This window comes from Methylocaldum sp., assembly GCF_035627495.1.
In the GTDB taxonomy this organism is placed as follows: Bacteria; Pseudomonadota; Gammaproteobacteria; order Methylococcales; family Methylococcaceae; genus Methylocaldum.
The window spans coordinates 1-7,503 of sequence record NZ_DASPLO010000171.1; the positions used below are offsets into that span (position 1 = coordinate 1).

A 7,503-nucleotide genomic window follows, 5' to 3' on the forward strand; every position below is an offset into this window, starting at 1 on the left:
CCGGGTCTTTGACAGCCTTGATGCTTTGGAAGACCACTTGGAGCACGCCTTGCGGGATCTCGAAAACGATCCCGCACGCGTCTATTCCATCACCGCCTGGTCTTGGATTATTAATGCACTATAGATTGAAAAATGGAATAACACATCCTTGTGACCTGGATTCCGGCAATCCCTGCCGGAATGACGGGCCACAGACTTGTGTAGATACGTAGGGTTGCGGAGTTAGGCAGCGGATGTTCACGTCTCGAGCAATTGCAGTTACTTTTCCGTCCCGACCCCCAGCTCGCGAAAGCGTTCGACCGCCTCGCCGGGTTCGAAGTCCTCCAGCTCGAACAACTGGCGAACTTCGATCTCGCCTTCCTTGCCGTCGACGACGGGATTGGGGAAGCGCTTGGTCCATTCGAGAGCCTCTTCCTTTGATTTCACCTGGATGATCGTGTAGCCGGCGATCAGTTCCTTGGTCTCGGCAAAGGGCCCGTCGACCACCGAGCGCTTTTCGCCGGAATACTTGATGCGCCAACCCTTCGCGCTCGGCTGGCGGAAGGGGTCAGGCTTTGGTTGTTTGCCTTTGATTTCTTCATGCGGGGTGACTCTGCTTCGTGAAACGGAAAAAACCGAAATCAAATAATAAAAGCCCAACCTGTTCGAGGCCAGTTTAAAACTGCCCCGTTCATGCGGTCATTACTTTAAAGCCGTAGCTACAAAAACTCCTTGACTGATACAGTTAGTGTAGCTACGGTAATTGTGATGAAGATCGCCTTCGATCCCGCCAAACGCAATAAAACCCTACATGATCGAGGTATTGACTTCGCCGATGCGGTCGAAGTATTTGCCGGTACAACGCTCGATTTCGAAGATGAGCGTAAAGACTATGGCGAAGCGCGCATTATTACGGTGGGACATTTGCGCGGCCGGATGATGGTGGTGGTCTGGACTTCCCGTGGCAACGCTCGCCACATTATTTCTATGAGGAAAGCCAATGAGCGAGAAAAAGCGCGTTTTGGGCAGCGATTTGGAAAAGATTGATGCTCACATCATTACATCCGAGGAATACGAAGAAATCCCCGAGCTGACAGACGAATTTTTCGAGCGCGCAGACGAACACCGAGGCGGCAAGCTGGTGCGGCGAGGCAGGCCGAAGGCCACGAGTCGCAAACTTTTATTGTCGGTGCGGTACAGCCCGGAAGTGGTGGAATATTTCCGCGCCACGGGCGAAGGCTGGCAAGTACGCATGGATGAGGCTTTGAAAGAGTGGATCAAAGCGCATCCTCGGACATAGATTAGGACGGATACATTCGGTCTCTAAAGGTGAACCGTAGGCAAGCGCTCCGGCTCGCAAAATGTTCCGTCCTAGTTACTGTTCGCATCGAAAGTAACGCCACATCGTCACCCCCGGCAGGGAGGGTTCGCGGCTAAAGCGACCGCTTGCAATTGGAATGACGGCTTTGCGGTCTTGTATAGATACTCTGCCCAGTGGGAGAAGCAATTTCGTATGCCATCACATTCCTGGGCATTCGTCACTGCATAGCGTTTACTTTTCGGCGACAGCCTTCAGGCTAGCGAGGCCGGCCTCGAAATCCTTGCCGATCATCTTGTCCATGTTGAAGAAGAGTCCCATGACTTTCGAAATGTATGGGCTGGGACCGTGCATGGACCAGGTGGCGTGCGTGGCATCACCCTGCGGGTGCAGCGTGAACTCGACGACGTTGTGGGCTTCGAAGGGCTTGAGGAAGTCCAGTTTCATCGTGATTTTGGAAGGAGGAGACGACTCCGTGATCTCCATGCGCCCCTTGCCGACCTCATTGTTGCCGTCCCACTCATACACGGCGCCCTTGCCGGCGGTTATGCCGCTGTAGGTCCTTTTCATCGTGGGGTCCTTCTTCTCCTAGGGCGACCAAGCGCCCCAATCGTGCAAGTCGTTGATGAGCGGAAAGATCTTCTCCGGCGGCGCTTTGATGCTGGTCGTGCGCTGAACGCGGAAGGTGTCGGGCCTGGTCGCGGCATACACGAGAACGGCGACGATCAAAACGACGACAACGATGGCAAAGAGCTTGAACATGGATACCTCCGGTGCGTTGTTGAATTTCGGGGAGGGCGATCGTCGAACGTTCAGGCGGTAACCGCTCGGGCTATCGACAATCGACCGTGCAGAACCGGGACGCCGCGCGATTACTTTTCCGCCCCGACCCCTAGTTCGCGAAAACGCTCCACCGCTTCGCCTTGTTCGAAGTCCTCCAGCTCGAACAACTGGCGAACTTCGATCTCGCCTTCCTTGCCGTCGACGGCGGGATTGGGGAAGCGCTTGGTCCATTCGAGAGCCTCTTCCTTTGATTTCACCTGGATGATCGTGTAGCCGGCGATCAGCTCCTTGGTCTCGGCAAAGGGCCCGTCGACCATCGAGCGCTTTTCGCCGGAATACTTGATGCGCCAGCCTTTCGCGCTCGGCTGGAGTCCGGAGGCATCGAGCAGCGCGCCGGCTTTCGCCAGCTCCTCGTGGTAGCTCGCCATCTCGGCGATTAGTTCTTCCGTCGGCATGACGCCCGCTTCGGAGTCCTTGGTGGCTTTGACGATGATCATGAATCGCATGGAAATCTCCAGTTGGTTTCAGGTCAGGAGCTCGGCTCCACGATGATCATCCACGACACGCCGAAGCGGTCGGCGACCATGCCGAAGCGCGGTGAAAAGAAGGTCTTGGCCAACGGCATCTGCACTTGGCCACCGTCGCTCAGGGCAGCGAACAGGCGATCCGCCTCGGCCTCGTTGGCAGCGGTCAGAGTTAGCGAAAAACCCTGGAAGTTCGGCTGCCCCAGGCATCGACCGTCGGATGCCATCACCGTGGTATCGCCGATGCGGAAGCTCGAATGCATGACCTTGTCCTCGGTGCCGGGCGGGAGCTGACAGCCCTCTTGGGGCTCGGGATTTTCCTTGAAGCGCATCAGCATCGTCACCTCAGCGCCGAGGGCGCTACGGTAGAAATCGATCGCTTCCTCGCAGCGGCCGTCGAAAAACAAATAGGGTTGGACTTGCATGGTTATCTCCTTGTTTAAGTTGGGATACAAGTTGCAGGCGGCGCAAAACTCTAGGCAGCCATCTTGGCCAATTGCGCCTGAAGGCGGTCGAAGTTCTGTTCGTTCGCTTCGACGCATACCGCTCTGACCTTGTCGCATTCCACGGCGCTTTCGAAGAGCATTCGCCAGTCGAGCCTGGTTCTTCCGGCCTGTTCCGTGAAGGTGACCGTCATCTGAAATCGCGGACTTGATACATGCTGGAACACGATGCGCTCGGGTTCGACGACCTCGACAAAGACGCTCTCGTTCGGATAGTCGACGCCATCGGGGCCGTGCATGATGAAGCGCCAGATGCCGCCCGGCCGCAGGTCGAACTCGTGAAAAGTGTTGGTAAAATCCTTCGGCCCCCACCAGGCTGCCAGTCGGGCGGGGTCGCGCCATGCCTGAAACATGCGCTCGCGGGGAACATCGAAGACTCGCGTGCTCGTGATTTCACGGTCAGCCGTACTCGTTGGATCGTTATGGTTCATGCAGCTTGATCCTTTCTGCGGTTTGCGAAAAACCGTTGTTCGTGTCGAACGACAGGTTCATGGGTTTCGGTTATCGGCTGCCTGCGCGCGCAGGCGCTGCTCCTGCTCCCGAAGCTCGGGCGTTAGCGCAGGACCGAAATCCTCCATCTCAAACACCTGACGAATCTCGATTTCGGTATCCCCCTCAACCGGATTGGGGCAGCGCTTGACCCATTCGATGGCCTCGTCCAGGGACTTGCACTGCCATAGCCAGAAGCCGGCGATCAGTTCCTTCGTCTCCGCGAAGGGCCCGTCGATCACGGTTCGTTGTGCTCCCGAGAATCGGACGCGTGCCCCCTTCGAGCTGGGATGCAGGCCCTCGCCCGCGAGCATCACGCCGGCTTTCACCAATTCTTCGTTGAACTTTCCCATCTCGGTCAGCAGCTTCTCGCTCGGCATCACGCCGGCCTCGGTGTTCTTGTCGGCCTTGATCAGAATCATGAATCGCATGGTTTTATCTCCTTCTGGTCAGTTTTAGGGTCTGGAGCCGCAATTACAGCTCCGCCTTGTTGTTGGATTCTCTTCCGTTTAATTCCGCTTCCTCTTGATATGGTTATTTCCTGCCCAGATAAAACGTGTTCTGCAATCACGTCACCGCTGTTCATATGCCTGTCTCAGCCTTTCTATATCGATCTTCTTCATTTGCAGCATGGCCGCCATGGCCCTTTGCGATTTTTCCGAGTCGGGATCGTTGAGCATCTTGATCAAGACGTCGGGAACAACCTGCCATGAAACGCCGTATTTATCCTTGAGCCAGCCGCACTGCCGCGCTTTTTCATCCCCGCCCTCGGATAGCTTCTCCCAGTAATAGTCCACTTCTTCCTGCGTCTCGCAATTGACTTGAAACGAGACGGCCTCGTTGAATTTGAACACCGGGCCGCCGTTGAGCGCGGTAAACGCCTGCCCATCGAGTTCAAATGCCACGGTCATTACCGTACCCGCTGGTTTTCCGTGGATCTCATGTCCCGCTTCGCCATAGCGAGAAATTTTCACGATCGTCGAATTTGGAAAGATACCGGTATAAAACTCAGCGGCTTCTTCCGCCTGATCATCAAACCACAAACAGGGGCTGATTCTTTGCATAGGGTATTGCTCCTTTTTTCTGGTTTCAGGTCGAGCGCCGGAATACCGGTCGATATTGCCGGCTACACCGTGGCTCTACCTCACAGTCGAACGAGACTGTACGAAATCGACACACGATCTTTTTTTGCCAGCACTGCGTGTGCTCGAAATGCCTGACGTGATACCGGTGTCATGGGGTTCCGCCGTAGCGGCTCTCCACCCTCAGCTCTTCCTCGATGGGCCGGACCTCGATGCTGCCGAGGCGTGCCGACGGCCACCTTGACGCGATCTGGATAGCCTCGTTCAAATCCATGGCTTCGATCAGGAAAAAACCGCCTAGCTGTTCCTTGGTTTCGGCGAACGGGCCGTCCGTCACCGATAGCTTGCCGCCCCGCACACGCGCCGTCGCGGCGGTCTGCACGCTCTGGAGGGCGTGAGTGACGATCAGGCGGCCGTTCTCGCGAAGTTCCTCGACATAGGCGAGAGTCTCGCGCCGCAGGGAATCCCATTCGCTTGCGGAAAGGGCATTGAGCGCTTCTTCCGCTTCGTACGCCAGGCATAGGTATTTCATGGCTTTCTCCGGATAGTGATGTAGTGCTGTGGGCATTGGATAGTCGTACGGGGGAACCCCGATTCGACACCTCGTCCTGAAATCAGGCGAAAAAATGTCCTGGCGACCTCCGACCGTGGCGGACTCTGCGTGACGGCACCGAAGGGCTAAAGCATTCTCGGGTTCGCTGTACGGGGTTTTTGTACTGTCCCGATGGTGCGGTCCTTCATAGGCTCACTTTCGCTCAAAAGACTTCGGCATTGACGACATTCCAGAGGTAAAGGGAAGCCACCGTGCGATAGGGCCGCCAACGATCTCCCAGGGTGATGAGCTGTTTGGGGGAGGGGACCTCCGGCATTCCGTAGACTTTCGCGATGCCTTTCCGAAGCGCGTAGTCGTCGACGGGAAAGACATCCATCCGGCCTAGGTTGAAGATAAGCAGCATCTCCACCGTCCACTGTCCCACGCCTCGAATCGAGGTCAGCCGTCGCGCGATTTCGTCGTCGTCCAGCGCGACGATTGTCTCGGCCGTCGGCACGGTGCCGTCCAGAGTCTTGATCGCCAAATCCTTCAGCGCTGCGGCTTTCGCTTTCGACAGGCCCGATTCCCGCAACGACTGATCGGGGGTATTCAAGAGTTCGCCGGGATCCGGAATCGTCGCTCCCGGATAAAGGGTTTTCACCCGGCCCAGGATGGTGGCCGCGGCCTTGGGCGTGAGTTGCTGGTGAACGATGGCGGTAAACAGCGCCGCATAGGGAGAATGCTCGGCACTCCGCTTGAATGCGATGGGCCGGGACATGCAGTCGGCCAGGGTCGGGTCTTGGGCTCTCAGCCTCGCCGCCGCCCGTCGGAGCTCGTGTGCCGATTTGAGTGTCGGCGGCAGAGCCCAAGCGACCCCTTCGAAGGCCAGCATCCGGGATTTGGTCGCCAAGCCGCCCGGCGCCGAAAATCCGCCGGGTTTGCCGCCGGCCGCCAGGATTCGGTGGCAGGGGATGATTAGGGGAATCGGGTTTTTCCCCAGGGCTTGGCCAACGGCCCTTGCCGCACCGGGCCGCGCCAGGGCTTCGGCGATCCCGCCGTAAGTCGACGTCTGTCCCGCCGGGATGGCGCGAGCGGCGGAGTACACCTGCCGCGCGAACGGTCCCACGCCGTCGAGATCGACGTCGATGTCCCGGAAATCCTCGGCATTTCCTGCAAAGTGCTTGCGGATTCTCTCGATGAGGGCGGCAATCGCGGGCGGTGGCGCACCCGACGGGTGCGCGCCGGATTCCCGCGCGATTCTCGCTTCGGTCGCTTGCGCCGTGGCTTCGGGAAGCTGAAAACAGGTCACGGCCGGCGGGCCGCCTTCACTCCCGCCATCGCGCCAGGCGATTCCGCATGCACCGAGCGGGGTGTCGAAAAGGCAGTAGGCGATGGGTTTCATGGATAGCGCCTTTCGGTAGAGTCGTGTCCGCTGACGACGGGGCCGTCATCGAGCGAGCGAAATGGGTCATCTCTTGAAAGCCCGTGCCCGCCGGGCGATCTCGGCAGGATCGACGTCTTCCATGTGAGTCGCAATCAACCAATGGTTGCCAGCCGGGTCCTTGACGCCTGCCATACGGTCGCCCCAGAACTGGACGGCCGGTTCCATGAACGATGTCGCACCGGCATCCAATGCCGCGCGGTAGGTCGCATCCGTATCGAGAACATAGAGGTGGTTCAGCGCCGGTATGCTCGGACGTCGCTCCATCGCCTCGCCCATCATCACGATCGAATCTCCGATCATGACCTCGGCGTGCATGACGCGCCCCTCGGCGTCATGAATTCTGATGCACTCGGTGGCTTCGAATGCGGTTTTGAGGAATTCGATCAGTCGGGGGACGCCTTCCACGATCAGAAAAGGCGTTACGGTGTGGAAGCCATCGGGAATCGGTTTTACGGTCATCTCAATCTCCTTCGCAGTACCGGTTTATGCGTGAAAGGGTCAGGCTTTTGTAATTTGCTTCAGATTATGCGCAGTGACTAGGCTTAGTAAAACGGAAGAATCCGAAGTTAAACAATAAAAGCCTGGCCCGGATCTGACCCGGATACACACACGCTCGACCCTGTTGTCGGCGCAGGCGCAGTCGCTGGTGCGATTAATCTTCAGTTTTGGGGTGCCATCAAAACTTTTCTTGTCTCAATACAGATACATGACTAGTGCTTCGCCACGGTAGCAGTGCAATGTTTGGTCATGTCTTGGGTCTGATGATTGTCTGGAAGCCAGGAGACGATCATGCGAACCCAGAAATACGCAGTGAAACTGACGGCCGAGGCGCGCTCGGCCGTGGAACGC

The 7,503-nt window shown here is 57.6% G+C and carries 13 protein-coding genes; 2 read left to right on the forward strand and 11 right to left on the reverse strand.

The window, feature by feature from the left end; translation table 11 throughout:
- Positions 1-258: 258 nt before the first annotated feature.
- A complete protein-coding gene (locus tag VEB01_RS15315) occupies positions 259-624 on the reverse strand; it encodes a YciI family protein (RefSeq protein ID WP_324876909.1) in 366 nt (121 codons plus the stop codon).
- A 123-nt stretch (positions 625-747) separates the two neighbouring features.
- On the opposite strand from VEB01_RS15315, the gene VEB01_RS15320 reads away from it, so the two are divergent.
- Both VEB01_RS15320 and VEB01_RS15325 read left to right on the forward strand, forming a co-directional pair.
- Positions 748-1,026 (forward strand): BrnT family toxin, encoded by a 279-nt coding sequence (locus tag VEB01_RS15320; RefSeq protein ID WP_324876911.1) that lies wholly within the window; start codon positions 748-750, stop codon positions 1,024-1,026.
- The gene (locus VEB01_RS15325; protein WP_324876913.1) at positions 980-1,279 is read left to right on the forward strand and encodes a BrnA antitoxin family protein; all 300 of its coding nucleotides are present in this window, start codon (positions 980-982) and stop codon (positions 1,277-1,279) included. Before VEB01_RS15320 ends, VEB01_RS15325 begins: the two co-directional genes overlap by 47 nt.
- Before the next feature lie 252 nt (positions 1,280-1,531).
- On the opposite strand, the gene VEB01_RS15330 is transcribed toward VEB01_RS15325, so the two are convergent.
- From VEB01_RS15330 to VEB01_RS15375, 10 genes are all read right to left on the reverse strand, one after another.
- Positions 1,532-1,867, reverse strand: coding sequence for an SRPBCC family protein (locus VEB01_RS15330; protein ID WP_324876915.1), 336 nt, complete (start codon positions 1,865-1,867; stop codon positions 1,532-1,534).
- A gap of 18 nt (positions 1,868-1,885) precedes the next feature.
- Positions 1,886-2,059 (reverse strand): SRPBCC family protein, encoded by a 174-nt coding sequence (locus VEB01_RS15335; RefSeq protein WP_324876917.1) that lies wholly within the window; start codon positions 2,057-2,059, stop codon positions 1,886-1,888.
- Between the two features lie 110 nt (positions 2,060-2,169).
- Positions 2,170-2,586, reverse strand: a complete 417-nt coding sequence (locus VEB01_RS15340) for a YciI family protein (protein ID WP_324876919.1) — start codon at positions 2,584-2,586, stop codon at positions 2,170-2,172.
- 23 nt (positions 2,587-2,609) lie between these two features.
- Entirely contained in the window at positions 2,610-3,029 is a 420-nt protein-coding gene (locus VEB01_RS15345; protein WP_324876921.1) for a VOC family protein, read from the reverse strand.
- A 50-nt stretch (positions 3,030-3,079) separates the two neighbouring features.
- Entirely contained in the window at positions 3,080-3,538 is a 459-nt protein-coding gene (locus VEB01_RS15350) for an SRPBCC family protein (RefSeq protein ID WP_324876923.1), read from the reverse strand.
- Positions 3,539-3,595: 57 nt separating this feature from the next.
- Entirely contained in the window at positions 3,596-4,027 is a 432-nt protein-coding gene (locus VEB01_RS15355) for a YciI family protein (RefSeq protein ID WP_324876925.1), read from the reverse strand.
- A gap of 141 nt (positions 4,028-4,168) precedes the next feature.
- Positions 4,169-4,660 carry a VOC family protein gene (locus VEB01_RS15360; protein ID WP_324876927.1) on the reverse strand — a complete coding sequence of 164 codons (492 nt, stop codon included), beginning with the start codon at positions 4,658-4,660 and terminating at the stop codon, positions 4,169-4,171.
- A gap of 169 nt (positions 4,661-4,829) precedes the next feature.
- Positions 4,830-5,210 carry a YciI family protein gene (locus tag VEB01_RS15365; RefSeq protein WP_324876928.1) on the reverse strand — a complete coding sequence of 127 codons (381 nt, stop codon included), beginning with the start codon at positions 5,208-5,210 and terminating at the stop codon, positions 4,830-4,832.
- 223 nt (positions 5,211-5,433) lie between these two features.
- Positions 5,434-6,612, reverse strand: a complete 1,179-nt coding sequence (locus tag VEB01_RS15370) for a methylated-DNA--[protein]-cysteine S-methyltransferase (protein WP_324876931.1) — start codon at positions 6,610-6,612, stop codon at positions 5,434-5,436.
- A 66-nt stretch (positions 6,613-6,678) separates the two neighbouring features.
- Complete coding sequence (locus VEB01_RS15375) at positions 6,679-7,113, reverse strand: VOC family protein (RefSeq protein WP_324876933.1); 435 nt, start codon at positions 7,111-7,113, stop codon at positions 6,679-6,681.
- Between the last annotated feature and the right edge of the window lie 390 nt (positions 7,114-7,503).